The organism is Stappia sp. ES.058 (genome assembly GCF_900105595.1).
GTDB lineage: Bacteria > Pseudomonadota > Alphaproteobacteria > Rhizobiales > Stappiaceae > Stappia.
In genome coordinates this window covers 15137-40886 of the sequence record NZ_LT629784.1, presented here as the reverse complement: position 1 = coordinate 40886, position 25750 = coordinate 15137, and the positions used below count along the sequence as shown (strand labels likewise).

At 63.4% G+C, this 25750-nt stretch carries 23 protein-coding genes and 1 tRNA gene; 13 read left to right on the top strand and 11 right to left on the bottom strand.

Annotation, left to right across the window (positions count from 1 at the left end; all coding sequences use genetic code 11):
- Positions 1 to 27: 27 nt before the first annotated feature.
- Complete coding sequence (locus BLU32_RS00185; protein ID WP_093804453.1) at positions 28 to 369, top strand: hypothetical protein; 342 nt, start codon at positions 28 to 30, stop codon at positions 367 to 369.
- Positions 370 to 426: 57 nt separating this feature from the next.
- Here the strand turns inward: BLU32_RS00185 and BLU32_RS00180 are convergent, their stop codons facing one another.
- The 4 genes from BLU32_RS00180 to BLU32_RS00165 form a co-directional block, all read right to left on the bottom strand.
- Positions 427 to 1212 (bottom strand): sterol desaturase family protein, encoded by a 786-nt coding sequence (locus BLU32_RS00180; protein ID WP_208976946.1) that lies wholly within the window; start codon positions 1210 to 1212, stop codon positions 427 to 429.
- A 158-nt stretch (positions 1213 to 1370) separates the two neighbouring features.
- Complete coding sequence (mepA, locus tag BLU32_RS00175; protein WP_244501764.1) at positions 1371 to 2495, bottom strand: penicillin-insensitive murein endopeptidase; 1125 nt, start codon at positions 2493 to 2495, stop codon at positions 1371 to 1373.
- Positions 2496 to 2620: 125 nt separating this feature from the next.
- The gene (locus BLU32_RS00170; protein ID WP_093804452.1) at positions 2621 to 3658 is read right to left on the bottom strand and encodes a patatin-like phospholipase family protein; all 1038 of its coding nucleotides are present in this window, start codon (positions 3656 to 3658) and stop codon (positions 2621 to 2623) included.
- A gap of 126 nt (positions 3659 to 3784) precedes the next feature.
- Complete coding sequence (locus BLU32_RS00165; RefSeq protein WP_093804451.1) at positions 3785 to 4594, bottom strand: carboxylesterase; 810 nt, start codon at positions 4592 to 4594, stop codon at positions 3785 to 3787.
- 127 nt (positions 4595 to 4721) lie between these two features.
- Between BLU32_RS00165 and BLU32_RS00160 the strand changes: the two genes are divergently transcribed.
- On the top strand, positions 4722 to 5888 hold the full coding sequence (locus BLU32_RS00160; protein ID WP_244501763.1) for a glycosyltransferase family 4 protein: 1167 nt from the start codon (positions 4722 to 4724) through the stop codon (positions 5886 to 5888).
- Positions 5889 to 5952: 64 nt separating this feature from the next.
- Here the strand turns inward: BLU32_RS00160 and BLU32_RS00155 are convergent, their stop codons facing one another.
- Positions 5953 to 7938: a methyl-accepting chemotaxis protein gene (locus BLU32_RS00155; RefSeq protein ID WP_172838505.1), complete on the bottom strand. Its 1986-nt coding sequence runs from the start codon at positions 7936 to 7938 to the stop codon at positions 5953 to 5955.
- A gap of 502 nt (positions 7939 to 8440) precedes the next feature.
- On the opposite strand from BLU32_RS00155, the gene infC reads away from it, so the two are divergent.
- From infC to BLU32_RS00135, 4 genes are all read left to right on the top strand, one after another.
- Positions 8441 to 8983, top strand: a complete 543-nt coding sequence (gene infC / locus BLU32_RS00150) for a translation initiation factor IF-3 (protein ID WP_093810355.1) — start codon at positions 8441 to 8443, stop codon at positions 8981 to 8983.
- Positions 8984 to 9282: 299 nt separating this feature from the next.
- Complete coding sequence (gene rpmI, locus BLU32_RS00145; protein WP_093804448.1) at positions 9283 to 9480, top strand: 50S ribosomal protein L35; 198 nt, start codon at positions 9283 to 9285, stop codon at positions 9478 to 9480.
- Positions 9481 to 9518: 38 nt separating this feature from the next.
- A complete protein-coding gene (rplT, locus tag BLU32_RS00140) occupies positions 9519 to 9878 on the top strand; it encodes a 50S ribosomal protein L20 (RefSeq protein ID WP_093804447.1) in 360 nt (119 codons plus the stop codon).
- Between the two features lie 235 nt (positions 9879 to 10113).
- A complete protein-coding gene (locus BLU32_RS00135; RefSeq protein ID WP_093804446.1) occupies positions 10114 to 11172 on the top strand; it encodes an aromatic ring-hydroxylating dioxygenase subunit alpha in 1059 nt (352 codons plus the stop codon).
- Positions 11173 to 11212: 40 nt separating this feature from the next.
- On the opposite strand, the gene BLU32_RS00130 is transcribed toward BLU32_RS00135, so the two are convergent.
- The 5 genes from BLU32_RS00130 to BLU32_RS00110 form a co-directional block, all read right to left on the bottom strand.
- Positions 11213 to 12187 carry a zinc metalloprotease HtpX gene (locus BLU32_RS00130; protein WP_093804445.1) on the bottom strand — a complete coding sequence of 325 codons (975 nt, stop codon included), beginning with the start codon at positions 12185 to 12187 and terminating at the stop codon, positions 11213 to 11215.
- 107 nt (positions 12188 to 12294) lie between these two features.
- On the bottom strand, positions 12295 to 13785 hold the full coding sequence (locus BLU32_RS00125) for a methyl-accepting chemotaxis protein (protein WP_093804444.1): 1491 nt from the start codon (positions 13783 to 13785) through the stop codon (positions 12295 to 12297).
- A 33-nt stretch (positions 13786 to 13818) separates the two neighbouring features.
- Positions 13819 to 14109, bottom strand: coding sequence for a hypothetical protein (locus BLU32_RS00120; RefSeq protein WP_093804443.1), 291 nt, complete (start codon positions 14107 to 14109; stop codon positions 13819 to 13821).
- A 227-nt stretch (positions 14110 to 14336) separates the two neighbouring features.
- On the bottom strand, positions 14337 to 14999 hold the full coding sequence (msrA, locus tag BLU32_RS00115; protein WP_208976945.1) for a peptide-methionine (S)-S-oxide reductase MsrA: 663 nt from the start codon (positions 14997 to 14999) through the stop codon (positions 14337 to 14339).
- A gap of 63 nt (positions 15000 to 15062) precedes the next feature.
- Positions 15063 to 15386: a hypothetical protein gene (locus tag BLU32_RS00110; protein WP_093804442.1), complete on the bottom strand. Its 324-nt coding sequence runs from the start codon at positions 15384 to 15386 to the stop codon at positions 15063 to 15065.
- A gap of 560 nt (positions 15387 to 15946) precedes the next feature.
- On the opposite strand from BLU32_RS00110, the gene BLU32_RS00105 reads away from it, so the two are divergent.
- The 4 genes from BLU32_RS00105 to BLU32_RS00090 all read left to right on the top strand — a co-directional run bounded on the left by BLU32_RS00105 (position 15947) and on the right by BLU32_RS00090 (position 18676).
- A tRNA-Ser gene (locus BLU32_RS00105) sits at positions 15947 to 16036 on the top strand.
- A 296-nt stretch (positions 16037 to 16332) separates the two neighbouring features.
- Entirely contained in the window at positions 16333 to 17538 is a 1206-nt protein-coding gene (locus tag BLU32_RS00100) for an amidase family protein (protein WP_093804441.1), read from the top strand.
- A gap of 189 nt (positions 17539 to 17727) precedes the next feature.
- Complete coding sequence (locus BLU32_RS22230; protein WP_305849820.1) at positions 17728 to 17832, top strand: YjhX family toxin; 105 nt, start codon at positions 17728 to 17730, stop codon at positions 17830 to 17832.
- Positions 17833 to 17929: 97 nt separating this feature from the next.
- On the top strand, positions 17930 to 18676 hold the full coding sequence (locus BLU32_RS00090) for a cyclopropane-fatty-acyl-phospholipid synthase family protein (protein WP_093804440.1): 747 nt from the start codon (positions 17930 to 17932) through the stop codon (positions 18674 to 18676).
- 865 nt (positions 18677 to 19541) lie between these two features.
- On the opposite strand, the gene BLU32_RS00085 is transcribed toward BLU32_RS00090, so the two are convergent.
- Positions 19542 to 19763 carry a hypothetical protein gene (locus tag BLU32_RS00085; RefSeq protein ID WP_093804439.1) on the bottom strand — a complete coding sequence of 74 codons (222 nt, stop codon included), beginning with the start codon at positions 19761 to 19763 and terminating at the stop codon, positions 19542 to 19544.
- A gap of 102 nt (positions 19764 to 19865) precedes the next feature.
- On the opposite strand from BLU32_RS00085, the gene BLU32_RS00080 reads away from it, so the two are divergent.
- The 3 genes from BLU32_RS00080 to BLU32_RS00070 are packed head-to-tail and all read left to right on the top strand — an operon-like array spanning position 19866 to position 25730.
- On the top strand, positions 19866 to 22199 hold the full coding sequence (locus tag BLU32_RS00080) for a TerB N-terminal domain-containing protein (protein WP_093804438.1): 2334 nt from the start codon (positions 19866 to 19868) through the stop codon (positions 22197 to 22199).
- Positions 22196 to 23524: an ATP-binding protein gene (locus BLU32_RS00075; RefSeq protein WP_093804437.1), complete on the top strand. Its 1329-nt coding sequence runs from the start codon at positions 22196 to 22198 to the stop codon at positions 23522 to 23524. The genes BLU32_RS00080 and BLU32_RS00075 overlap by 4 nt, the downstream gene beginning before the upstream one ends.
- A complete protein-coding gene (locus BLU32_RS00070; RefSeq protein WP_093804436.1) occupies positions 23496 to 25730 on the top strand; it encodes a DEAD/DEAH box helicase in 2235 nt (744 codons plus the stop codon). The genes BLU32_RS00075 and BLU32_RS00070 overlap by 29 nt, the downstream gene beginning before the upstream one ends.
- The last annotated feature ends 20 nt before the right edge of the window (positions 25731 to 25750 follow it).

The window sequence follows — 25750 nt, the reverse complement described above, 5'->3', positions numbered from 1 at the left end:
GAGAATACAACCAGCAGGACGAACAACATGGCGTTGCGGCAAGACGAAGAAAGCAACCAAACCTCAAACCAGCGTGAGAGATGCATTCAGCTATCGCTGAGGATCTCGCTCGCGGAGCGATTGATCGAGCGCCTTTCATCAGAAATCCGGAGCGATCAGGCGGAATTCAACGGGATCGGCAATGAACGGATACGCGCACGCATTGAGAATGGTGTCGTTCGCGTCCTGCCCTCACCAGACGATGAAGCACTCAGACACCGCAAGGAAGAGCTTCGCCGGAGAATGGCCCAAGCCGAGCGTGACAAGAATGAACAGTCATACGCTCTGGCACGCGCCCGTGAGGAAGCGAAACTGATCGGCTGCAGGTAGCATTCCCACTTCGTCGCACCGGCGCCCCTGCGGGCACGCGTCCTCGCCCCCCACCCCTCACCCTCCCGCCGCCGTCTTGTCGCCCTGCGCCGGTTCGCCCTGCCCCTCAAACTCGCGCACCATGGCGTCGTAGCCCGGGTGCACGGTGCCCATCATCCGGTCCCACAGCGAGAAGAAGTTGCCGTAATTGTAGCGAAACGTCGAATGATGCAGGTCGTGGAACGAGGTGCAGATCATCGGCGAGGGCCAGCGCGAGCTTGGCGAGGCGAAATACTCGAAGCCCGAGTGGCCGATCATGCCGGAGACCTGGTCGAACAGCCGCTGCGCGAACAGCGCAAGCGCGGGGATCGGCAGCACGAACCACACGACGAGATAATAGCCGTGCTCGATGATCGTATCGACGGCGGTGGAGGAATCATTGCTCCACACGGTGGGCGCGACCGAGCGATGATGCGGCGCGTGCCAGCGGTAGAACATCTTCAGGTGCAGCAGCCGGTGGCCCCAATAGAACCAGGCGTCGTAGAGCACCATCGAGACCGCGAACATCAGCGGAAGCGACCACCAGGAGACCTCGAGCGGGGTGATCGTCCAGCCGCGCATCTGCGCGAACCAGCCGAAGGCGAGCATCGCCGCCGACACGCCCAGCGCCGACAGGGACGAGCGGATTTCCACCCACATGCGCTTCTCGCCGTTGCGGTCCTTCTGGATCCGGCGTTCGGGATTGCGCCGGTTGATCGCGGTGACGGCAAATCCGGTCGCGAAATAGACCGCCACCGTCGCGCCATAGACGACCAGGAAATACAGCACATACTCGGATCCCAGTTCCGTCATCACAGACAGCATCGCAACACCGTTCTTCCTGGATTTCGTGTGAGGAGGCCTTGTGCGTGAGAGATCTCATATAGACCACCGCCTGCGCAAGCACAGGGTGCGCTTCCAAAGGCGCTTCGCCGGCGGCGGACGTCCGCCCCTCGCCGCCCATATCCTCGCCGATTATGTCCCTATCGTGCGACCAGCACCTGCGTGCAGGCGTTCGGCAGGCCGGACAGGCGGATTTCCTTCTTCTTCGAAGGGGCTTTTTTCTTCGCCGGGTCTTTCGGCTTTTTCGGCACCCAGGGTTCGTCGGAGAGCCACCAGGACAATGCCTTGCCGCAGCCGTCGCCCGGCGGCGGCGGGGCCTGGTCCTTGCAGCCGGCGCTTCCCGACGGGCATTTGATGCGCACGTGGAAATGATAGTGGTGCCCCCACCAGGGCCGGACCTTGCGCAGCCACCCGCGCTTGCCGGTCTCGAACTCGCACAAGGCCTTCTTGATCGCCGGATTGACGAAGATGCGCGCGGTGCGCGGGTCCTGTGCCGCGCGACGGATCAGCCGGGCGCGGGTGTCGGTCCATTTGGCCGGATCGACGCTGCGGTCGGCGCCCTTAACGTCCAGCCGGCCCTTCAGCATGGAGATCGCCGACATCGATTCGCGTTCGTCGCGCGTCAGGCGGCGGTCGGGCATTTCCGTCAGCCAGATGTCGGCGTCCAGCCCGATCTGGTGGCTGGCGTGGCCGGAGGTCATCGGCCCGCCGCGCGGCTGGGCGAGATCGCCGACGAGCAGCCCGTTCCAGCCGAGGTTGGGCGCGTCCATGGCAAGCCGCTGGAGCAGGTCGATCAGCTCCGGGTGGCCCCAGTTGCGGTTGCGCGACAGGCGCATCACCTGCCAGCTCGGGCCGTTGACGGCAAGCGCGGTGGCGCCCGCCAGACAGCCGCGCGCATAGGAGCCGATGGAGCGCGCGGCGAGCGGAGCGGGCTCGCTGTGCGCGCCGAACAGCGTCTTGGCGACGGCATTCGGGCGAATGGCGCTGCGGGACGGCATCAGCGCCAGCGGCGCATTTGCCTTTTCCGCCAGCGCGCCCCGGTTTTCAGGCGCGGGCACCGGAAGCGGTGCGGAGGCCGTCACGACGGGCGCGCCGTCGGGCACGGTCGCGGGAACAGTGGAAACGATGCGCCCGATATCGACCGGCGGCTTTTGCTTTGGCCGGGGTGCTGCATCGGCGGCCGTGAGCGTTGCAAGACCCAGCGCAGCGCCAAGGCCCGCGACCCGCATCGCCCGGCCGAGATTGTGTGAAATCGCCCTTGCCATCCTTGCCACTCCCGAAAGCCTGGCCTGCCGAAACGAACGCCGCACGGCGCCCGTTCCCGACAGTGTCGCAGCCAGAGCGTTTACGTTCGGTTAACCATAAACCTCTCGTTAACCATAACCGCCTGTCAGTCCTCGCGCTCGCTCATCCCCTCGGCCAGCCGGTCGAGCGCGGAGGTGTTGTCGCGGATGATCCGGTCGGCGGCCCCGTTCAGCTCGATGATGTTGCCGGGCCGCGTGTTGTCGAGATCGTCGGCGCCTTCGGGAAGCGCGCCGTCGAGGCGCAGCACGCTTGCAACCCCCGCCTCCGCCAGCACGCGTTCCGCCGCATAGGCGGTCGTCGCCGACTGCCCGTGGCTCGCCATCGCCACCAGCGGCACGCCGTTCTTGGCGGACAGCCAGCCGAGCGGACCCCAGGCTGCGGCCTGGGGATAGGTGAAGCGCGGCGCAAGCTCGCTGCCCGCTCCGAGCGAGACGATCACCATGTCCTCGGCTTCCCAGCCGAGCTTGCGCGCCTCCAGATAGGCGGCGATCACGGGATTGTTCATGAAGAGGCCACCGTCGACGAGCACGCGCTCGCCGCCCGCACCGCCGATGCGTTCGGCCCGCACCGGCTCGAACAGGGTCGGCGTCGCCATGGCGGCGCGCACCGCCTGCCAGACATAGAAGTCCTCCGGCCGCCCGCCGTCGCTCTCGCGGCCGTTGCTCATGATCACGGGCGTGCGCGCCTCGATGTCATAGGCCGGCATCACCAGCCGGGTGAGCGCGGAGGCGATGGAGGTCCAGCCGAAACGCTCCTTCAGCAGGCGTTCCAGCGGGCGGGCGTCATAGCGCTCGTCAAAGGGCGCTGAGGGATTGGCGACAAGCCGCGCCAGAAGACCGCGGCGGCGAAACGCCTCGCGCGCGTCGACTTCGAAAAAACGCCGAAGATCCTCGATTGTGGCGGCCGGCGCACCGTTGCGGTCGTCAGGCTTCGGCGCGGCCATGCCCGCCGCGATCAACGCGCCGGTCGAGGTGCCGGCCACAAGATCGAAATAGCGATGAAACGGCGCTGTCTTGCCCTGGGTGCGCAAGCGCGCCTCCAGCGTCTCAAGGATGCGCAAGGGGAGCAGCCCCCGGATCCCGCCGCCGTCGATCGCCAGAATGAAATGCTTGCGCCGTGCCATGTAAACCTCGCGTTGCCGAACCGGCGCGCCGGCCGCGCCCGGTCATTGAACTTGCCGCGCCAAGCCTTGGCAGGAAATACGACGAAGCGATGACCCGCCCGACAAAAATCGCGCGGCTGGAGCGATTCAGGTCGGCCCAGCTTCCAGCGCCTCGGCCTGGCGGTCAATGGCAGCGATCAGACGCGCGATGTCGGCGGGTCGGGACAGGCGGTGATCGCCGTCCTTGATCAGCGTCAGCACGACGTCGTCGAGCGCCAGACAGTCGACCAGACGCAGGGCATGGCGCCAGGGCACGGCATCGTCGCGCTGCCCCTGCAGGATGGTGACCGGGCAGCCGGTCTCGATGGGACCGCCAAGCAAGAGATTGTTTCGGCCGTCCTCGATCAGCGCGCGGGTGATGACATAGGGGCTGTCGTCATACTCCGACGGCCGTTCGAAGCGGCCCTCGCGCAGGATCGTGGCGCGGATCTCGTCGGTGAACTCGTGCTTCCACATCAGTTCCTCGGTGAAATCGGGGGCCGGCGCGATCAGCACCATGCCGGCAAGCCTCGCTGCGAGATCGCTTTTCCCCTTGAGAGCGCGCGCGAGCAGCAGCGCGATCCAGCCGCCCATGGACGAGCCGACGACGATGGTCGGTTCGCGGCAGACGCGTTCGAAGACGGCGACCGCCTCCTCCGCCCACCTGGAAATCGTGCCGTCCTCGAAATCCCCGCCGGAGAGGCCGTGGCCGGAATAGTCGAGCCGGGTCACCGCCCGGCCGGTCTTTCGGGCAAAAGCCGCAATCTCTTCCGCCTTGGTGCCGGACATGTCCGACTTGAAGCCCGACAGCCAGAGAATGCCGCAGCATCCGGGCGCCCCGTCCTCGCGCAACACCGCGATGTCGCGCGCGTCGCTGCCCGTTCCCACGGTGATCGTCTGCGCGTTGCCCTCTTGCATCCCGTTCGTCCTCCGCTTGCCGATGTTGCGACCGATGTGGCACACAGCACGGGCTTTGAGAAGCCATCGCCCGCCGCACCGTCTCGAAACCGTTGCGACGACCGGACGCGCGCCGACAGGAACCGCCGTGACACGCCACACCATCTTGCAGGTTATCCCGGAACTCCAGACCGGCGGCGCGGAGCGCACCACGGTCGATATCGCATCCGCTCTGGTTGCGTCTGGAGATCGCGCCCTCGTCGCCTCCGCCGGCGGGCGGTTGGTCAGCGAACTGACGGCGACAGGCGCGCGCCATGTCACGCTTCCGCTTGCGGCCAAGTCGCCGTTCGCAATGTGGCGCAATGCGTGCGCACTGAAGGCGCTCATCCGCAGCCAGGGCGTCGATCTGGTGCATGCGCGCTCGCGCGCGCCAGCCTGGTCGGCGCTCTGGGCGGCAAGCACCTGCGACGTACCCTTCGTCACCACCTATCATGGCATCTACGGCCAGACGAACGCGGCGAAGGCCTTCTACAATTCCGTGATGGCGCGTGGCGATGCGGTGATCGCCAATTCCCGCTATACCGCCGATCTGATCGCCCGGCGGCATCCTTTCGCAAGGGACCGCACAACCGTCATCCCGCGCGGCTCCGACCTTGCCGCACTTGCGCCGGAAGCTGTGTCGGCGGAGCGCAGACGGGCGCTCGCCGAGCGCTGGGGCCTTGCGGGCGACGCGCCGGTGATCCTCAATCTCGCACGGCTGACCGGCTGGAAGGGTCAGATGGGCCTGGTCGATGCGCTCGCCCGGCTTGCCGAAACCTCGGACGCGCGCTGGACCGCCATCCTCGCCGGAGACGACCAGGGACGCGGCGACTACACGCAAAAGCTTCGTGCGCGGATTGCCGGGGTCGGGCTTGAAGGGCGCATCCGCATCGTCGGCCATTGCGACGACGTGCCGGCCGCCCTTGCGCTTGCCGATCTTGCGGTCGTCGCCTCCATCGAGCCCGAGGCCTTCGGGCGCGCGGCGGTGGAAGCGCAGGCGGCGCGCGTTCCGGTGATCGCGACCGATCTCGGGGCGGCGCCGGAAACCGTGCTGACGCCGCCGGAAGTCGCGGAGGATAGGCGTACCGGCTGGCGCGTTCTTCCGGGCGATACGGACGCGATGGCGCACGCCATCGGCAGTGCGCTGGCGCTCGAGCAAAGCGCGCGAGAGGCGCTGACGGCGCGCGCCGCGGCGCATGTAACGGAGCTTTATTCGCTGGAGGCGATGTGCGCGCGCACGCTGGCCGTCTACGACAGGCTGCTTGCTGAGGCGTGACATGAAAAACGCGGGCCGCTTTCGCAGCCCGCGTCTCTTCGGTTCATTTCTGCTCGCTGTGGCCTCAGGCCGCGCGGATCGTCTGCAGGAAACGCTCGACCTCGCTGCGCATCTGGTCCGACTGCTGCATCAGATCCTGCGCGGAGGACTTCACGGTTTCCGCCGAGGCGCGCGTTTCCTTCGACGCGGCACTCACACCGACGATATCCGTCGAGACGCTGCGGCTGCCAGATGCCGCCTCGCCGACATTACGCGACACTTCCTGGGTGGTTGCCCCCTGCTCTTCCATCGCCGCTGCGATGGCCGAGGAAATGCCGGCCAGATCGGCCATGATCTTGCCGACGCCGTCGATGGAGCCAACCGCTTCGCGGGTCTCGTTCTGGATCTCGGCGACAAGCCGCGAGATGCCGTCGGTCGCCTTGGCGGTTTCGCTCGCAAGCGCCTTGACCTCGCCGGCGACGACGGCGAAGCCCTTGCCGGCCTCGCCCGCGCGCGCCGATTCGATCGTCGCATTCAGTGCCAGCAGGTTGGTCTGGGCCGCGATCTCGGAGATCATCGACACCACCTGGCCGATCCGGTCCGCCATGCTGGACAGGGTCTCCATCTGGTGTGCGGTCTTCTGCACGTCCTGGGTGGCCCGGTCCGACGCCTGGGAAGCCCGCAGCACCTGTTCGTTGATCTCGCTGATCGAGGCGCTCATTTCCTCCGTTGCTGCGGCGACGGTCTGGACGTTGGCGGCGGTCTGCTCGGAGGCGGCGGCGGCGCTGGTGGAGCGGGCGTCCGCATCCTCCGAAACCTCCGACATGCGCTGCGCCGTTCCGTTGAGCTCGCTCGATGCCGCCGCGATCGAGGACACGATCTGGCCGACGGTCGCGTCGAAGCTTTTCGCCAGCTCTTCCATCGCCGCCTTCTTCTCGGCTTCGGCGATTTCCTTCTGGCGGGCCTGATTGGCTTCCAGTTCGCGGGTGCGAATGGCGTTCTCGCGGAAGGTCACGACAGCCTTTGCCATGGCGCCGATCTCGCGATGGGAGGCGGCGGCCGGGATCTCGACAGACGTATCGCCATCCGCCAGGCGCTGCATCGCGTCGGTCAGCCCGAGCACGGGACGGGAGATGCTGCGGCCGATCAGGGCCACCAGCCCCAGCGTCAGCACCAGCGTGGCACCGGCGGCGATCAGGAAGAAGCGATCGACCGAGGTCCGCGACCGGTCGAGACTTTCCTCGGCGCGCAACATGCCGGCTTCTGCGGCCTCGGCCATTTCGTTCACCAGCGGCACGACATCGGCGTACGCCTGCTCGAGACGGGCGACCTCGCCGTCGATCTGCAGGGCGTTTTCGGCATAGGCATTGAAGCCGTCGACATAGACATCCATCAGCTTGCCGATCTCGGCCTTGTCGGCCGCCGGCAGATCGCTTTCTGCAAGCAGGGCATCGAACTCGGCACGCCGCTCGGCAATGCGGCCAATATATTTTTCCGCGCCGCGCAGCATGAAGTCCTTCTCGTGCCGGCGCATCATCAGCATCTTGACGGTCAGGGCATCCAGGTTTGCGGTCGAGAGTTTTTCCTCAACGGCATGGACGGAGGTGCGCAACGCACCCTGAAGACCGGACGTTTCGTCCAGCCCCATGCGCTCGTTCAGCGCAACGAGCCTGGCAAATCCGGCTTCATGGGCCGACACCTTGTCTTGAAGCTGATCGACAAGCGCCCCGAGCTCTGAGGCGGCCGGCATGGCCCGCACGGCGCTCAGGTCCGCGTGGATCTTCTCGCCTTCGACGCGATAGGCCTCAACGTCAGCCATATCGAGTTGCGTCAGGAATTCGATCGCCTCGGAACGCATTCTCAGGCTGCGTGCCTGGATATCCTTGGCCGCGGACTGCAGCGCCGCATTGTCGGCGCGCGACTGCAGAGCCGAGCCGACCATGCTGGCACCCTGGAAATAGGCGACCGACAGGGCCACCACGGCCAGCATGGCGACGAGCGCAACCACGCCGATCCTCAGGGAGATGGGCAGTCCGGAGACTTTCGCACGGGAGATCGAGGGCAAAGCCATGGCAGGCTCCTGTTGTTTTTCTTTAGCGTCAATGACGAGAGCAAAAGTCATATTTGCATCGGGTAAACAAAAACCTGCAATTGCGCCGGCTGCACAGAAAATATTCACCCTTATTAATTCTATTGCGAATATATGGATACACTCCCCGGGATTTTATCTTCTTTTGATCAAATGGCGCCCGCCGGACTGCGGGTCCTTGAAGCGCGCACGCGATTCACTCGGGCCCTTCGCCGCGCATCGATCCGGAATTCAATGGCCGGTTGACTTTGGCGCGGATTCGCTGGATTTTCTTCGCAGGCAAACCTGCGGACGGATCAAGGCTCCCCGGTGCACTGCATTCGGGACAGGGCTTGTTGGTTGTGAAACGTGGAACAAGACCCCCACCGGGGTTGCGCGTTGGAACGTGAAGGCGCATATGGCGCTTAGCGTGCCTGCGCAAATGTCCGCCTGACGAGACGCAGTTTGCCGCAAGTTGTTGCAACAGTTAGAGGAGATCGCGACCATTCGCCGTCCATACCGCGCACCGCCGCCGACCAAGGAAGGCCCGCGCACGAACCAAGAGATCCGTGTCCGCGACGTCCAGCTCATTGACCAGGACGGGAACAACCTAGGCGTAACGCTCACTGAAGAAGCGATGAGAATGGCTGAGGAAGCCGGTCTCGACCTCGTTGAGATTTCGCCGAATTCCTCGCCCCCCGTCTGCAAGATTCTCGACTATGGTCGCTACAAGTACCAGAGTCAGAAGAAGGCGGCCGAAGCCCGCAAGAAGCAGAAGGTCGTCGAGGTCAAGGAAATCAAGATGCGCCCGAACATCGACACCCACGACTACGAGGTGAAGATGCGGAACATGAAGCGGTTCTTCGACGAAGGCGACAAGGTCAAGGTGACCCTGCGCTTCCGTGGCCGCGAGATGGCGCATCAGGATCTTGGCATCGCGCTCCTGAACAAGGTGCGCGACGAGACCTCCGAGTTCGCCAAGGTGGAATCGCACCCGCGTCTCGAGGGCCGGCAGATGGTCATGGTCATGGCGCCGATCGCGCGCTGATCATCTTCACGCGTTTTTTCAAGCACAAGGTCCGGCTCCGGCCGGGCCTTTCGCGTATTTGCGTCCCGGTTTTCCGCGGCGCATCCAACCGGGCCACGGTGTGGCGAGCGCTCAGGCCACAAGACCCTTGTGTTTTGAGCCACTCGCGCCTATAAGCCCGTGTCCCGAGCCGCCCGGCTTCGCGGGACGATTGGTTTTGCCTCGGTCTCACGACATACGGGCATGCCGTGGCGGTTCGAAAACGGCTTCCAACAACAACCGGTGGACTTCAGCCTCCGCCGGGAAAGAAAGGATGCAAAATGCCCAAGCTGAAGACGAAATCCGGCGCCAAAAAGCGCTTCAAGCTGACCGCGACCGGAAAGGTCAAGACCGCCCAGGCGGGAAAGCGGCACGGCATGATCAAGCGGTCGAACAAGTTCATCCGCAATGCCCGCGGCACGACGACCCTGTCGGAGCCCGATGCCCGCGTCGTCAAGCAGTTCCTGCCTTACGGCTGAACTGACGACGTTCCCCATATTCCTGGAGTTAGAAACCCATGTCGCGTGTCAAAAGGGGCGTCGCCGCCCACGCAAAGCACAAGAAGGTCATCAAAGCCGCCAAGGGCTATTATGGCCGTCGCAAGAACACCATCCGTGTCGCCAAGCAGGCCGTGGAGCGCGCAGCGCAATACGCCTACCGCGACCGCAAGGCCCGCAAGCGCAATTTCCGCGCCCTGTGGATCCAGCGCATCAACGCCGCCGTGCGTGAAGAAGGCCTCACCTACGGCCGCTTCATCAACGGCCTGAACAAGGCCGGCATCGAGGTCGACCGCAAGGTTCTCTCCGATCTCGCGATCCGCGAGCCGGAAGCCTTCAAGGCACTGACCGAGAAGGCGAAGGGCGCGCTGTCGGCCTGAGCCGAGGTCGACCGAGCCTGACGAACAAGGGGCGTGTCCTGCGGGCACGCCCCTTTTGCATGGGCGCGCCGCTGCTTCGCGGCGCCCCGGGACGCCGCTTTTCCCGACGCGCATCTTGAGCGCCGCTTTTCACCACGCGCGTCTTGAGCGCCGCTTTTCACCACGCGCGTCTTGAGCGCGCGGTCGCGACCGGGTAGGTGATGGGGCGACATTTCGCCCTCTGGAGTCATTTCGGATGCACAATCTCGAAGCCGACCTGTTGCGCGGCCTGTGGTACGTGGCGTGCCCCTCATCGGAGATCAAACCCGGCAAGATGCTCGGCAAAACGCTGATGGGCGAGCCCTTGCTGATCGCGCGCGCCGCAAGTGGTGACGTGTTCTGCCTGCGCGACATCTGCCCGCACCGCGGCATTCCGCTCCGCCACGGCTGGTTCGACGGCGAGACCGTGCAATGCTGCTATCACGGCTGGAAGTTCGACACCGACGGGCGCTGCGTCGACATTCCTTCCACCCATGAAACCCAGACCATCGACTATTCCAGGATCAGTTGCGGTGCCTATCCGGTGCGCGAGCAAAACGGACTGATCTGGATCTATTTCGCGCAAGAGGGCGAGGCGCCGGAAGACGGACGCCAGCCCGCCCCGCCCCTGCTGCCGGATTTTCCCGCGGACGCGGGTCCGCGCCTTCACATCATGCTGCCCTTCGTGTGCTCGGTCGATCACGCGGCCCTTGGGCTGATGGATCCGACGCATGCGGCCTTCGTGCACACCTCATGGTGGTTCAAGAAGAACGCCGCGAAGCTCAGGGCGAAGGAAAAGCTGTTCGAGCCGGCCGAGCTTGGCTGGGCCATGGCACGGCACAAGCTGCCGCCGCAGAACATCGCCTACAAGGTGCTTGGCGACAATGTCACCACCGAGATCCGTTATGCGCTTCCGGGCCTCAGGGTCGAGCACATCCAGGGCAGCCGCCACAGCGTCGTCGGGCTGACGACCATCACGCCCGTCGACCGGTCGCACACGGAAGTGCGACAGATGTTCTGGGCCAGCATGGGCTGGGTCGGCCCGTTCAAGCCGCTGATCCGACACCTGATGAAGGTGTTTCTCGACCAGGACCGGCGCGTCGTCATCCAGCAGCGCGAGGGTCTGAAGCACAATCCCCGGCTGATGCTGATCAACGATGCCGACACGCAGGGGCGCTGGTGGATGCAGCTCAAGGACGAATGGACCCGCTCGGGCGCGGAAGACCGACCGTTCGCCAATCCGGTCAAGGGTCGCACCCTGCGCTGGATGAGCTGAGCCCCTCCCCGGATCGTGTCACCTACTCTGTACCAGGTACTCAGTACCAGGCACCCAGCCCGCGCAACCGCCGGCGCGGAGGGCCTGTGTCGGGCACTGGAGAGTGCCCGCGCACATGGGTGCGCTCACCAATGTCGACCCAGCGATCGGGCTGCGCCTTCAGCGCCTCCAGTCGGCGCACCCGCTCGTCCGTGACCGGGTGCGTGCGCAACACGGACGGATCGGGAATACGCGCGCCCTGCGGCAGCATCGCTTCCCACATGCGTCCCTGGACACGCTCAAGCTTCAAGAGGGCCTTCGCCAGACCATCCGGATCGCCGGTGAGCGCGGCGGCGCCGAGATCCGCCTCATACTCGCGCGTGCGCGACAGGCCAAGCTGAAGCGCCGTTCCAAGCGTCGGTGCAACGATCAGGACGACGATCGCCGCATAGGGAACATCGCCGCCGCCTGTCAAAAGGGCGGGCAGGTTGAAGATCACGAGAAACAGCCCGAGCGCCGACATCACCGCGGTCATGCGGCTCACGATGTCGGCCAGCGCCATCACGGTGATGTCCTCATGCACGATATGGGCGAGCTCATGCGCCATGACGCCGACGAATTCGCGCGCGTCCAGCCGGGCGATCAGCGCATCGGTCATGCAGATCACCGCCTCGTCGCGCCGACCGGTGGAAAAGGCATTCATCATCCGGCTCGGCACCCGATAGAGCCGCGGCGGCTCCGCCAGGCCCGCGCGTTCCGACAACAGTCGCACGATCCGGTGGACCTGGGGATAATCGTGGGGGGACAGCTTGCGGGCACCATAGAGCCCGAGCACCATGTGCGGCGACATGTGCGTGGCCATGACGAGCGACGCGCCGCCGCCGAACGCCGCCCAAACGACACCTGTCGGCCCGGCCAGCGTCCAGGCGCAAAGACCAAGCAGCACGATCGCGCCAAACGCCAGGAACAGCGTGTGAACGCGGTTGCGGCGGCGGTAGCGGTCACGGGTTTCGGCGTTGATCGAAACAGGCAGCATCCCGCCTTCATACAGGAGGCGGTCGGGAAAGCGAAGACCGCGCAGGAGGCGGTCCTGCGCGGTCTGGAAGATCTGAAACCGGAGCGGAATGCGCCGGAGGCATCACCTCACGAGGCGACACGCTCCAGGAACCGGTCGACGGAATGGCGCACCGCATCGGTCTGCCGGGTCACTTCCTCGATGGTGTCTTCCATCTCGGTCGCTGCAGAGGCCGTACGCGCAACCGACTCGCCAAGCCCGACGATGTTGCTGGACACAAGACCCGTACCCGCTGCGGCTTCCGCGACGTTGCGCGAGATCTCGCCGGTGGCGGCGCCCTGTTCCTCGACGGCGGCGGCGATCGACGACGTGTAGCTGTTGACCTCCTGCATCGTCTCGGCGATCTGCGAAATGGCGGACACCGCGTGCCCGGTTTCGTTCTGGATCGCGGTGATCTGGGCCCCGATCTCCTCGGTCGCCTTGGAGGTCTGGGTGGCCAGTTCCTTGACTTCGGCGGCCACGACGGCAAAGCCCTTGCCGGACTCGCCGGCGCGCGCAGCCTCGATGGTGGCGTTCAGCGCCAGAAGGTTGGTCTGTTCGGCGATCGCCTGGATGAGCGTCACGACTTCACCGATCTTGCTGGCGGATTCCGCAAGCCGCGCGACGCGTTCGTTGGTCCCCTGCGCACCCTGTGTCGCCTGTTCGACGATGTTGTTGGTCTGGGCGATCTGGCGCGCGATTTCGGCGATGGAAGAGGAAAGCTCCTCCGCCGCGGCGGCGACGGACCGGACATTGGCACTCGCGGTCTCCGAGGCCGAGCCGGCGGCCTGCGACTTGCCGGAGGCATCGCCTGCGATGTCTTCCAGCGACCGCGCCGCCGTCAGCATCGCGTTTGCACGAGCCGTCACATCATCGAGCTTAGTCTCGATGTCCTTGCGGAACTCGACGATCCCCGTCTCGATATCGGCCTGGCGCGCCAGGTCAGCCTCGCGGCGCGCGTCATCGGCGACCTTGAGGTTCTCGCTTTCGTGACGCGCCGCGTTGGCTTCGTCGACGGCATGCATTGCGGACGCAAAGGTGGCCTGAACCTGAGCGGTCAGCCAGATCAACGCACCGGTTTCCAGCACAATGACCACGGCGTGCATGACGACACGCAGGAAGTTGGCACCATCGGGAAAGACCATTGCCGGCATCATCAGGTTGAACACGAGATGATGCACCGCCACCACGGCGCTGAAAGCGACCAATGCCCGCCAGTCGACCCAGCCGGCAAGAATCGCAAGAGCCGCGAAGAAATACATGTGGCCGTCGATCTGGAAGGAATGCGCCGGATCGCCTCCTCCCATCGCGGCGACGAGAAGGCTGACAAGGCCGGCCATCGACATGGCGCTCACGATGCGCGCCGGCACGCCCGTGCCCTCCTTGAGCCACGCCGCGGTGGTGGCGGCGCCCATCAGGAGCGCGGCGGCAGAGACGACAACGGCCGAGACATTCTCGCTGCCCCAGGCGACCGCCATGACGACCAGAACATTCAGCCAGGTGAAAATCACGTACACCTTGGCGAAGCGCTGGCGCATCCCGTCAAGGCCGCTCGACCTGGTTTCCACTGCTTCATTCATCGCTTTTCAGCCCCAGTTCCCGCCGTTTTGGCGTTAAAGACATGCTTCCGCCACACTCGGCGACGTCACCAGAAATGCACCCGCGCGATAGAGACGCTCCGCAAAATCCCCGCCTTCGCCATTGGCGATGGCAATCCAGTTTCCCGAGCCGAGCTGGAGCAGATCACCCTCGGCCGCCGCAACGATGGCGGCTGCCGAGCCAGAGCCCGGCCATACGATCACGGCGACCCGGCTGCTGGCACCGGGCGCAAACATCGCCATCGCCATCGCACACGTGACAAAGGTGAAGTACACCGTCAGGAGAATTCGCCACGTACGGGTCATCTCGTTTCTCGGAGCCAGACGGACTATTGGTGCAGATACGGCATTGAACCTTCCGTATGGTGACGAGAATGCCCATGATTCTTTAACATGCGATGAAGCGAAGAAAGGTGTGCCGAAGGCTCTGCAAATCCTTCAGGCAGTGAAAAGGCCGCGAACCGGACAAACCAAAAGGCACGCCCGAAGGCGTGCCTTTTGTCAGAAACCGGCGTGTGCGGACGGCGCCGTCCCTATCCGGCCGGTGCCGGCGCGGGGCATGCCACACCCGTTCCTCCAAGGCCGCAATAGCCGCCGGGGTTTTTAGCGAGATACTGCTGGTGCGGCTCCTCGGCGAAATAGAAGGCCTCCATCGGCCTGATTTCGGTGGTGATCGCGCGGGAATGCCCGGCCTCGCGCAGGGCCTGCGTGTAGGCAGCGGCCGAGGCCTCCGCCGCGTCCTTCATCTCAGGTGTGGTGTAATAGATCGCCGAGCGATACTGCGTGCCCGTGTCATTGCCTTGCCGCATGCCCTGGGTCGGATCGTGTCCCTCCCAGAACGCACGCAAGAGATCTTCCCGCGACACCACTGTCGTGTCGAAAACCACGCGAACCGCTTCGGTATGGCCGGTGCGACCGGTGCAGACCTCGTTGTAGGTCGGGTTAGGAGTCGGGCCGCCCGCATAACCGACAGCCGTGACCACAACGCCTGGAAGCTGCCAGAAGAGCCGTTCCGCGCCCCAGAAACAGCCAAGTCCGATGAGCACCTCTTCCTGGCCCTCGCCGGGTGCGAGATCGATGGGCACGTCCGTCACCGCATGGCGGCCCGGCGTCATGATCGCCGTATCGCGCCCGGGAAGGGCGGCGGCGTGGTCGACGAGCGAAAACTTGTTGCTGAGCATGGTCATGAACGACATGAACGCCTCCTGTCGAGGGCAAGGAAAAGGAAACGGCCAACCACCCGAGGGCGTGCGGCCGCGTCAGATCGGGCTTGCGCGCCGCCTGCGGAACCAGCGCCGTTCGCCCATCCACAACAGGATGAAGCCGAGTGGCGCGAAGCTTGCCCACACCGGTGCGGTCAGCAGCGTCTGGATCACCGGGTCCCAGAGAAACGGGGCGACATGACGCTGCACCGCCGCCTGCGCGGTGTTAAGCGAAGCCGGTGCAAAATCGTACCAGTATTGCCCGAGAGGTGTTGCCACCCAGGCCGATGCGGCAATCGTCTTGGTGCCGTCGATGACAAGCGCCACCAGTGCCATCGCGACGAACCAGAGACCGACCAGTCGCGCCAGAAATCGAAACATGTAAAACCTCTCGCCGTGTCGAACGCATGCGCGCCCGACGGGCCGCGCATGCGGTGCAGGTCATCGCCCGTAAATCGCCGTTGGGGGCCGTTCGAGCCGGCCGAACCGACCTCCGTGGCGCGGGCGCCTGCCTGTCGCGCTTGCCTCGACCCGAAAGATAGGCCCGCCCTGCCCTCTGTGCAACGCCACGGCGCGCGTATCGCGAAAGCGTGACACTGCGAGAGCGGTGCGTCGCACCGCGTTTGTGCGCCGGCCGGCACCCTCCACCGGCGCCTTGGGTCCCGGGCTTCCTCCCGGACAGGCCCGAAAGCGTTGCCGATGCCCCGGCCGGTACCGTCGGTCGGGGCCCGAAATGCGCAATGAAGCCGTGATGTTGAAAAGAGGGAGGGGATGCGGATCAGCGCTTGAACTTGGCCGCGCTCTCAGTATAGTGCGCGACTTGCGGACGGCATTTTTGGCGTTTTTCGAAGCGCAAATGCCAGTCGCACGGATCCCGTCATGCGGTGTTTGGGACAGGGGCACCTCGCCCTCCCCGCCGCACGCAAGACGGGTCTGGCTGCGGAGAGGTGGCCGAGTGGTTTAAGGCGCACGCCTGGAACGCGTGTATACGGGAAACCGTATCGAGGGTTCGAATCCCTCTCTCTCCGCCATTCCCGCCGATTGCCCTCTACGGTGCGATATTGCCGCCGAACACCGCATTCCACCGGGTGGGATAGCAAGCCGCAGTTTTTACGCTACAGCCCGCCAAATCTTGAAAATCAGAATGCCCGCTTCTGACCCCTTTGCGGCCGTTGATCGTTAAGAATGGTGTCCCCTGAAACAGGTGATAGAGGCGCTGAGTCTGTCTCAGATTTTGGGAAATTGTGACAGACGAGCGTGATCGTCTCGACCCGCGGTGTAGAACTGCCCGAAAATCCGTTCAGATTCGTGCCAGGAAATAGACTATATGCCTCACTCTCCAACAGACCCATCCGGCGGACTGGTCGAACAGCTTGACCTAGCACCAGTACGTAACGGTTCGCTGGATGGGCTTCACTTCACCGTGAAAGATAACATCGACCTTGCGGGATATAAGACCTCCTATGGAAGCCCCGCTTGGCGGGACGCACATCCCGCACCTGTTCACAACGCCCTCTGCGTTGATCAACTGCTTGCCTCTGGAGCGCGCTGCGTCGGGAAGGTCGTGGCGGATGAGTTCACGTATAGCCTCGACGGGGAGAGCTTCTATTTTGGCACCCCCCGAAACGCGAAAGCACCGGATCGCGTCCCCGGTGGCTCGTCCAGCGGCTCGGCTGCTTCCGTCGCCAATGGTCTTGCGGATTTTTCTCTTTGCACGGACGCGGGAGGTTCGGTCCGTGTTCCGGCAAGCCTTTGCGGTCTTTGGGGGATGCGTCCCTCCCTTCATCGGATTTCCGAGGCTGGCGTTTTGCCGTTCCAGCCAAGCGTCAGTACCGTAGGCGTGTTGGCGTATCGGTTCGAGGTGCTCGATGCGGCGATGCGCGTCTTGCTGAACGCTCCCGCATCGTCGATGCCGTCGCCACGGCGTATGCTCGTCTTGCAGGATGCGCTGGAGATCGCGGATGCCGCCGTTCGAGATGAAGTTGGCAGCGCATTGGATCGAATAGCAGAACGCACCGGCATTGTGATTGAGCCGGTAAGGTTTTCCGAAATCGTCGGGGAGGCGTGCGAGCTGAAGGTCTGCAACCTGAATGGATTGCGTGATCTGCAGACCGCCGAATTCCAGAGCACGGTCGGCAACTGGATCGAAGCTTGCAAGCCCGAACTCGGCTTCACGTTCTCGATGGCCTACGGAAATGTCCAGAGGTTCGACCGCATCGCGGCGCTGGACAACATGGCGAGGTGTGAAAGCCTCTTCCGGCAGATCAACGCCTTCTTCACCCCGGAAACGGTGATCTGCTTCCCTACGACGCCGAAAATCGCTCCCCGGAAAGACTCCCTGAACACGCTTGAAGCGGTGATGGACTTCTATGATCCGACGATGACCATCACCGCGTTTTCCGGCGTGGCACGCTTGCCGGAAATCTCTGTTCCGCTATTGACCGTGGACAACTGTCCGGTTGGCTTGTCCTTCGTTGCAGGCCACTATCAGGACGAGTTTCTGTTGAGCGCGGTAAAGAGAATAATCAGTTGATATTTCGCGGAAATCCTATGCGTCGCATAAAAATCGGCGGCGCTGATTTCCCAGGAGAACTCTGCCGCAAACGCCGGAGCAGAAGTTTGAATTTCGCGACCGTCTGCCTCATTCGAACCATTCGCTCGAGCCTCAATTTTAGAGGGCTATCGCGTAGGTGTAGTTCTCTTTTTCGTCGGCTTCATCCGCTTGCGGAAGAAGCGCCTTATCGAGTCCCGGTCTGGCAGTCCATATCGCATCTCGAAACGCGGACGGCTCTCCGTTCGCGCTCAACCCGACAACCAAGGTGCCTAACATGCTGAGCCAATACAGGCATGTGACCGGGCCGCGTCGTCAGCTGACGCGCCTCGGTAGCGGCACGATCAATTCCCAAAGCAATGGATACTGAGCAATGGATATTCCCCGCATTTTCAACATCACAGAAAGCAGACACCGCATTCACAACCCTTTCACCCCCGCCAAGTACGACACGCTCGGCAGGGTGCTGCGGATGAAGCCTGGCACCAGCATACTCGATCTCGGCAGTGGCTCGGGAGAGATGCTGTGCACCTGGGCGCGCGATTTCGGTATCAATGGCACAAGCATTGACATGAGCCGGGTGTTTTCCGAACAGGCGAAAGCGCGCGCCGAAGCGCTCGGCGTTTCCGATCAGGTCAACTTCATCCACGATGACGCTACGGGCTATGTCTCCGATGAAAAGGTTGGTGTAGCCGCCTGTGTCGGCGCCACATGGATTGGCGGGGGCGTTGCCGGTGCTATCGACCTTCTGGCCAAGAGCCTTCTTCCCAATGGGATCATTCTCATCGGCGAGCCCTACTGGCTTAAGACCCCTCCCAGCGAAGAGGTCGCCAAGGGATGTGGCGCCGGTTCGATCTCGGATTTTCTGATGCTTCCGAACCTGATCGGCTCCTTCGGAGAGCTTGGTTACGATGTCGTCGAAATGGTTCTGGCGGATCGGGAAGGCTGGGATAGGTACGAGGCCGCGAAATGGCTCACCATGCGCCATTGGCTGGAGGAAAACCCCGATGATGACTTCGCGTCTGAAGTCCGAACACATCTGACGTCAGAACCCACACGGTACGCAGAGTACACGCGTGAGTATTTGGGGTGGGGCGTGTTCGCGCTGATGGCCCGATAGCGTTAGGGGCAGAGCAGGATCGATCGGCCCCGGTCGCTCGATCCTGTTGGGCTTGAATGGCGGCTTTGGCTCAATGCCGCCATTCGCTACAAATTACGGGAGAGTTCGGTTGCGCGATTTCCATTGGTACGAGCGATTTTTAGCCGCGACTCATGCAATAAGCGACTTCAATCAGTTTGGAGGGCTATAGCGTAGGTGTAGTTCTCTTTTTCGTCGGCTTCGGCCCGCCATTCCTTTTCGATTCCCACAAATCGACGCTAACACCTTGAACGGGCTGGTGGTTTTCGCGGTTCGAAAACCCTGCTTCCGCGCATAGGGCAAAGGGGCCGCAAAGACCAGTTTCAAGAGGGTTTGGCGGTGCTGTAGCGCGCAAAAACAAATGGCATTTCGCGCAAGATCAAACGGTCATCTGGCCGGTGACGCCGGGGAACGCTGCCGCATCCTTTTCGCGCCATGCAAATTTAACGGAGAGATCACCGCCTAGCTGTTGAGCGATATGGCACGCAGCGCGCCACGCGCCATTAGCGTCTTGCCCCTGCTGTGGCGGGTGCATGATCGTCATCAAGGGGGTCGAACCATGGAGACAGCCCCGCAGACCGCCGCACGCAGCGGCGACGAACCGGGAGAAATGTCCGTGACCCGGCATGGCATGATCCAGCGTTCAGCCGCAGGCACCCAACCTACGGCAACGTGTCCGCGCCGACTGGCGCGCAGTTTCCAATGCGCTTCAACGCCTCTGGCCATGCGGGAGATGTCATCGATCAGGACAACAGGCTCCTCGGCGCGGCTTTTCTAAGCCAGGCAAGCATCTGCTTGAAGGCGGGACGATCCACGATGCCGCAGGAGACGCCTTCGCCCTGAAGGTCTACACCACCTGATAGCCCTTGCAGGCTACGAATTCGCGGCATCTGTTTTCTTGCGATGCCAAGTCGTCGCCCTTCTTCAGTTGGGCTTTGGTGGCTTCTGCCGCAATTTCCTGTTCGAGCGCATCAAATACCTCACATGCAACAGACAATTGCAGGGGGTAAAATGGCAAGGAAAGCGATTGATCGACCAGCGTCTCGGTGATTGCCCAGAGATCGCGCAAAAGCTCGTCTTCCTGTTCGGTCGTGAGGTTTGAACTACTCCCCGCATTTCAGTGGAACAGGCTCTGCCACGGGAACCTTCCCATGCGGGATGGTCCTGTGCCATGCTGCAATCTGTTTCAAACCAAGCTCTTGGAGGAAGAGACTTGGAACTCTTGCTGATTCTCGCCGGTATTGCCGTCATTTTCTACATTTTCAGACGACAAGAAGGCGCCACAGGAAGTTCTTCGCCCTCGCAGGCCACTATGTCAGGGATCCCGGAGGAGCGCTGGCAACAAGCGGGTGCGTCCCGACAATACAAATCCTCAAGGCAAACCGCTTCAGCGGCATCTCCCGCACGCTGGGTGTCTCCCGGAGACAAGGTCGCAATCGCCGGCTTGGAGATATTGGGCGGGAATTTCTATTTCGGACAATCGCTTTGCGCGACGGATTTCGATCAACCGGAGAATTGCCTCGTCAATCCCAGCCTCATGATCGGCCGCGGAGGTGATCCCGCCGGTCAGTCCATGCCGTATTGGCCCTCCTATAGCCGGATCCATCCGAATGCCCGCCGATCCTATCTCGAATGGCTGGCATCCGCGCGCGACGATCCCGATGCCTCTATCGGGTACGTCTTTCTCTATTTTTATGGCCTCGAGCGACGTTTTTTCGTCGATGAGGCGTCTCGAGACAATGACGCCATCATCGATGAAGTGCGGCGCCTGATTTCGATTTATGGCCGAAACGGATCGTTTCGAAACTACGCAACGCAATTCCTCGAATTTGCCTCGCCGCTTTCCGGCAATCTCCGCACGAGACCCGAAATCGACGCCGAGGCAAGTCACGGCTTCGAATTCCCCCTCCCCGCACGCCTGTATCTGGGTGCCCGGCTTGCCGATGGTCAGGTCCTCGACGCGGAAGATTGCCTGCTCTGGTTCGTATCATTGCCCGAGACGCGCCTGCGAACACCGGCAAAACGGTGCTTTGATCTGTTCCAGACCCTTTGGAAGATCCGTTTTCAGGAACGTCATCCCGAAGGCCTCAAGGTCCGCACGCCAAAGCGCACCTTGAAGAATACCGGCTACCGAGCCGCCAGCGGCACCTTCACGGCCACCCTGACCGGTGCCACAGCAATTCCTGACATCACGAGCCTGACAAGCCCGCTGAAAGGTTTCGCCGCCATCGCGGAGACCTGCACGAGCGACCTGGAGAGCTACAGCCGCTTTGTCGGCAAGCGGCCGGAGGATGCGCAAAGCACCGAGGCCGCGGTGCTTCTGCCAAAGGCCTTCCTGTCGTGCGACGATGACAATCCCCTCAAGGCACTTTCGCAAAAAATCTCCGAGACGTTTGCCGGACGGCCAACGGGCAAGATCGCTTTGGCCGAGCTTTGCGAAAAGGTGGGATTGGGAGCGCCGGGAGAGGGGAAGGTCCCCGCCTCCCTCTTCAACAAGCTGGGCGCCGCGCTCGACCGGCTCGACATCGGCTATGAACCCGACCGTCGCTACGGTGCGGTTCCGCCTCCCCCCGATGGTACGGTCGTTTTCTTCCGGGCCGCCAATGCGGCGGCTGTGGATCAGGATCGCGCGCAGTTCCACGCGGCGCGGACCATCGTGGAAATCAATGCTCTGGCCGCTTGGGCCGACGGCGTCGTGGATGCGAGCGAACTTGCGACCCTGCAGCAGGAAATAAGTGCGGTACCCGGGCTTGGTCCTGTCGAGCGCGTCCGTCTCCTTGCGTACGCCAGCGCCCTCCTTGGCGGCACCGCCAACAGCCGCGCGCTCATGAAGGGACTGGCAAAACTGGACGACGCCGGTCGCCGCCGCGTCGCGCAGGCCACCGTGGCCGTCGTCCTTGCCGACGGTCATGTCTCGCACTCGGAAGTCGTCTTCATCGAGAAGCTCTGGAAAACGCTGGGCTTCCCGAAGGAAGAGCTCTATGGCGCCCTTCACAGCGGCAACGTGGTCGCCGAGGAGCCCGTCACGGTCATGACGGAAACATCGGAGCCCGGACATCCCATTCCGCCGCCTCCGGCACCGGCACCTGTATCTGCAACAAGGGCGCAAGTGGATATCGACAACGATCGACTGACCCGTATCCTTTCCGAGACCAGTGCCGTTTCCAGTCTTCTCTCCGAAATTTTCATCGAAGAGGAAGCCTCGGTCACCCCTCACCGTCCCCAGGCAAGTTCGCACCGGCGGCCGTTCGACGGCCTGGATACGGAACACGGAGATCTCCTTCTCTTCCTGCTCACTGAACAACGGGTCGAGCGCTCGGCCTTCGAGGGACGCGCGAAGGAACTTCGCGTGCTGCCGGATGGCGCGATCGAGACAATCAACGAATGGGGCTTCGAGCTCTACGACGAACCCGTTCTCGAGGATGACGATGAACTGACGGTGGCCGAACACATGCGGCCGCTGTTGCATGAAATATGTCGGGAAACGAAGGAAATGCGCTCATGAGCACGCAAAAGCCCATCCGCGGCAAGGATAAGGACACGATCCTTCAGGCGCTCGCGGCAGGCGTCGTTCCGCGCACTGGTTTGCAGCATGTTCAGGTCGGTCGCGCCGGAGAGGTTTCCGCGCTCGTGCGCGATATTGACCGTATCGCCGGCGACGGAGCCGCACTCCGCTTCATCATCGGCGAATATGGTGCCGGAAAGACCTTCTTTCTCAACCTTACCCGCCTTATCGCGCTGGAACGAAAACTGGTGACGGTTCATGCGGATCTCGCCCCCGATCGCCGGATCCATGCAACAGGCGGCCAGGCGCGCGGGCTTTATGCAGAAGCCGTCCGCAACATGGCGACCCGCACCAAGCCGGATGGCGGTGCGCTTGCAAGCGTGGTGGAAAAATTCGTCACCGGGTGCACCCGCGAAAGCGAACGAAACGGCGTTCCGGTCGAGCAGGTCATCGACGAACGTCTTGCTCATTTGCAGGATCTCGTCGGCGGCTATGATTTCGCAACCGTGCTGAAAGCCTACTGGCGCGGCAGCGAGAGCGACGACGAAATCCTCAAAGGAGCCGCGCTGCGCTGGCTGCGCGGGGAATACTCCACCAAGACCGAGGCCCGGCAGGCGCTTGGCGTGCGCACGATCATCGACGATGCGGATGTCTATGACGGGCTCAAGCTCTTGGCAGCTTTCGTACGGCAGGCGGGCTATGCCGGGCTCCTCGTCGTCTTCGACGAGATGGTGAACCTCTACAAGCTGCAAAGCGCACAAGCCCGGAACCAGAATTTCGAGCAGATACTCGCCATGCTGAACGACGTTCTTCAAGGAAGCGTTTCGGGTCTCGGCTTCCTGTTCGGCGGAACGCCTGAGTTCCTGATGGACACCCGTCGCGGTCTCTACAGCTACCCGGCACTGCAATCGCGCCTGGCTGAAAATGCTTTCGCCCGCAACGGCCTCGTTGACTTCACGGGCCCCGTCATTAGGCTTCAAAGCCTGACGCCGGAAGAACTGCTCGTCCTGCTCGGCAACATCCGCAAGGTCTTCGCGCTTGGCGAGCCGGAGCACTATCTCGTCCCGGACGAGGCGCTGACGGCCTTCATGGCCCATTGCAACCAGCGCATCGGCGAGGCCTATTTCCGCACGCCGCGCTCCACCATCAAGGCCTTCGTGCAACTGTTGGCCGTTCTCGACCAGAACCCGGGAACCGACTGGCGGTCCTTGCTGGGCGACGTCGAACTCGCCGCAGACACTGATGACGGTGCCGAGGACGAAGGCGACGCAAGCTCAGACCCAGGCCCGGGCAGCGATGGCGACCTTGCCTCCCTCCGCCTCTGAGATCGCGGCTTTTGACCGGCTGCACCCGCAGATCCGCCGCTGGATCTGGGAGCAGAACTGGTCGGAACTGCGCGATGTGCAGGAAAAGACGATCCGCGCCGTGCTGGAAGAAACCGGCGATGTCCTCGTTGCGGCGGCGACCGCAGCAGGCAAGACGGAAGCCGCGTTTCTCCCGGTCCTGACCCGGATCGCAGAGCACGAAGGCGGAGGACTGTCCGCGCTCTATGTCGGCCCGCTGAAGGCTCTCATCAACGATCAGTTTCGTCGGTTGGAACCGCTGTGCGAACGGCTCGACATTCCGGTCGTGCGCTGGCACGGGGATGCGCCGGCCGGGGCCAAGGCGAAAGTGCTGGGCAATCCGGCCGGCATCGCGCTGATCACGCCGGAATCGATCGAAGCCCTGCTGGTGCGCAAGCCCGAGGCGGCCCGACGGCTTTTCGGCGGGCTCGAATTCATCGTCATCGACGAGTTGCACGCTTTCCTTCAGGGGCCGCGCGGCCTGCATCTGGCGAGCCTGCTTCGCCGCATCGATGCGCTTGCGGACAAGCGGCCCCGTCGGGTTGGCCTGTCCGCCACGATCGGTGATCTCACCATCGCTGCGCGCTGGTTGAACTGGGAGGACACCGCGAACGTCCACATCATCGAGGCCAGGACCGGATCTCCGGAACTGAAGCTCCAGATCCGTGGCTACGAGGAGCCTGCGGACGTGGACTTCTTCGATATCGTGGAGAGCGACGAGCCGCCGGTGCGCGCGCTTGACGGGATCGGCGACCACATGTTCGACACGTTGCGCGGCAGCAACAACCTTGTGTTCGGCGGATCGCGCAAGATGGTCGAGGCCATCACCGACCGGCTTCAGCGCCGCGCCGAGCGACACAATGTTCCAAACGAGTTCTTCGCCCATCACGGCAGCCTTTCGCGCCATGCACGCCACGAGGTGGAGGCGCGCTTGAAACAGGGCGACCTGCCGACCACGGCCGTTGCCACGACGACGCTGGAACTTGGCATTGATCTGGGTTCCGTCGTCTCGGTCGCCCAGGTCGGCGCCCCGCGCTCGCTTGCCTCATTGCGCCAGAGGCTCGGTCGCAGCGGTCGGCGCAAGGGCGCGCCGGCGATCCTGCGCATCTATTGCCGCGCGCCGCACCTGTTTCCCGAAAGTGGCCCGCTCGACCGATTGCGGCTCGATCTCGTCCAGGCGATCGCCTCGATACAACTTCTTGTCGAGCGTTTCATCGAGCCGCCGGAGGCAGATCCGGCCAACGTAACCGTCGCTCTGCATCAAACGTTGTCGATCATTGCAGCCCAGGGTGGCGCGCGCGCCGACACGCTCTATCGGGCGATTTGCGGCACCGGCCCTCTCTCCGCGCTGAGCACAAGCGACTACGCGGAGCTTTTGCGGGCCATGGCAGCGCATGATCCGGCCCTTCTCGAACAGGCACCGGACCGCACCATCATGCTCGGTCCGGAAGGCGAACGGCTGACGACCTCGCGCGATTTTTACGCGATCTTTCCCACCGACCAGGAATGGCGGCTCGTCGCCGGCGACCGCTTTCTCGGCACGATCCCGCTTTTCAACGAGGTCGGCCCGGGTTCGATCCTGCTTTTTGCCGGCCGCCGCTGGCGCGTGGAAACAGTCGATGAGCCGGGCAAGGTGCTTCAAGTCGTGCAACACCGGGCAGGCAAGGTGCCGCTTTTCGCGGATCAGGCTGCCGAACCGGTTCACGACCGTCTCGTCGCCCAAATGCGGAACGTCCTTCTGGAAAATGCAACCCCGCCCTATCTGGACGCCGAAGCCCGCCGGATGCTTGCCGAGGCCCGCAAGACTTTCCTCGAGCTGAGGCTCGAAAGCTGCCGGCTTCTGCCTGAAGACGAAGCCTTGCACCTCTTCACCTGGCGCGGCAGCAAGGCGAATGCGCTCCTGGCCCTCGCCTTCCTCGGCGCAGGGGTCAAAGCCTGGCCGCACGATGTCGGCATCACACTGGAAGATACCAGCCTGGAGGAAGCCCGATCCCTGTTGAAACACATGGCGACCACGCCGCCACCGACATCGCAGGCACTCGCCGAATTCATCGAGAGCTTCGAGACCGCTAAATATGACGACTATGCCCCGGTGTCATTGCTGCGGCGACTTTGGGCGAGGGATCACACTGAGTTAACGCGGATGCTGCCAGCGATGGCGAGAGCGGTTCTGGATGCGGTGGATTGAGAGCGCTCCTTTCGCGGGCA

What these genes read in the sequence shown, in the direction of transcription:
- BLU32_RS00185 (WP_093804453.1), top strand. Translation starts at nt 28, where the DNA reads ATGGCGTTGCGGCAAGACGAAGAAAGCAACCAAACCTCAAACCAGCGT.
- BLU32_RS00180 (WP_208976946.1), bottom strand. Translation starts at nt 1,212, where the DNA reads ATGCTGTCTGTGATGACGGAACTGGGATCCGAGTATGTGCTGTATTTC.
- mepA (WP_244501764.1), bottom strand. Translation starts at nt 2,495, where the DNA reads ATGGCAAGGGCGATTTCACACAATCTCGGCCGGGCGATGCGGGTCGCG.
- BLU32_RS00170 (WP_093804452.1), bottom strand. Translation starts at nt 3,658, where the DNA reads ATGGCACGGCGCAAGCATTTCATTCTGGCGATCGACGGCGGCGGGATC.
- BLU32_RS00165 (WP_093804451.1), bottom strand. Translation starts at nt 4,594, where the DNA reads ATGCAAGAGGGCAACGCGCAGACGATCACCGTGGGAACGGGCAGCGAC.
- BLU32_RS00155 (WP_172838505.1), bottom strand. Translation starts at nt 7,938, where the DNA reads ATGGCTTTGCCCTCGATCTCCCGTGCGAAAGTCTCCGGACTGCCCATC.
- rpmI (WP_093804448.1), top strand. Translation starts at nt 9,283, where the DNA reads ATGCCCAAGCTGAAGACGAAATCCGGCGCCAAAAAGCGCTTCAAGCTG.
- rplT (WP_093804447.1), top strand. Translation starts at nt 9,519, where the DNA reads ATGTCGCGTGTCAAAAGGGGCGTCGCCGCCCACGCAAAGCACAAGAAG.
- BLU32_RS00135 (WP_093804446.1), top strand. Translation starts at nt 10,114, where the DNA reads ATGCACAATCTCGAAGCCGACCTGTTGCGCGGCCTGTGGTACGTGGCG.
- BLU32_RS00130 (WP_093804445.1), bottom strand. Translation starts at nt 12,187, where the DNA reads ATGCTGCCTGTTTCGATCAACGCCGAAACCCGTGACCGCTACCGCCGC.
- BLU32_RS00125 (WP_093804444.1), bottom strand. Translation starts at nt 13,785, where the DNA reads ATGAATGAAGCAGTGGAAACCAGGTCGAGCGGCCTTGACGGGATGCGC.
- BLU32_RS00120 (WP_093804443.1), bottom strand. Translation starts at nt 14,109, where the DNA reads ATGACCCGTACGTGGCGAATTCTCCTGACGGTGTACTTCACCTTTGTC.
- msrA (WP_208976945.1), bottom strand. Translation starts at nt 14,999, where the DNA reads ATGTCGTTCATGACCATGCTCAGCAACAAGTTTTCGCTCGTCGACCAC.
- BLU32_RS00110 (WP_093804442.1), bottom strand. Translation starts at nt 15,386, where the DNA reads ATGTTTCGATTTCTGGCGCGACTGGTCGGTCTCTGGTTCGTCGCGATG.
- BLU32_RS00100 (WP_093804441.1), top strand. Translation starts at nt 16,333, where the DNA reads ATGCCTCACTCTCCAACAGACCCATCCGGCGGACTGGTCGAACAGCTT.
- BLU32_RS00090 (WP_093804440.1), top strand. Translation starts at nt 17,930, where the DNA reads ATGGATATTCCCCGCATTTTCAACATCACAGAAAGCAGACACCGCATT.
- BLU32_RS00080 (WP_093804438.1), top strand. Translation starts at nt 19,866, where the DNA reads ATGCTGCAATCTGTTTCAAACCAAGCTCTTGGAGGAAGAGACTTGGAA.
- BLU32_RS00075 (WP_093804437.1), top strand. Translation starts at nt 22,196, where the DNA reads ATGAGCACGCAAAAGCCCATCCGCGGCAAGGATAAGGACACGATCCTT.
- BLU32_RS00070 (WP_093804436.1), top strand. Translation starts at nt 23,496, where the DNA reads ATGGCGACCTTGCCTCCCTCCGCCTCTGAGATCGCGGCTTTTGACCGG.